General features: G+C 40.1%; 1 protein-coding gene. It reads right to left on the bottom strand.

Annotation, left to right across the window (positions count from 1 at the left end; genetic code table 11):
- Positions 1–67: helix-turn-helix domain-containing protein (locus NLF92_RS14355; RefSeq protein ID WP_432420239.1), on the bottom strand; the 67-nt coding region annotated here is incomplete at its 3' end.
- Positions 68–237: the final 170 nt, after the last annotated feature.

Here is a 237-nt window from a genome sequence, read left to right as displayed (position 1 = left end):
ACTCGGTCAGTTTCTCAGCCTGTTCGGGTGTTGGATTGAGTCGGTAGTTGTATCTGAGCGTTTTCATCATATACTGTATAGACTACTGTATAGACTGGATTTGTCAAATGGAATATCAAACAAAATCGCATTGTAAATACCTCATCGCGCTTCATTTAATATTAGTGGGTAATGCAAGTGCTGAAACTATACGACGATATATCCAAGAACAAGGATAGCGATTCATCCCCGCGACAT

It is taken from the genome of Opacimonas viscosa (assembly GCF_024199005.1).
Classification (GTDB): Bacteria; Pseudomonadota; Gammaproteobacteria; order Enterobacterales; family Alteromonadaceae; genus Opacimonas; species Opacimonas viscosa.
The sequence above is the reverse complement of the archived record's forward strand: the minus strand, read 5'-3'. Positions and strand labels throughout refer to the sequence as shown.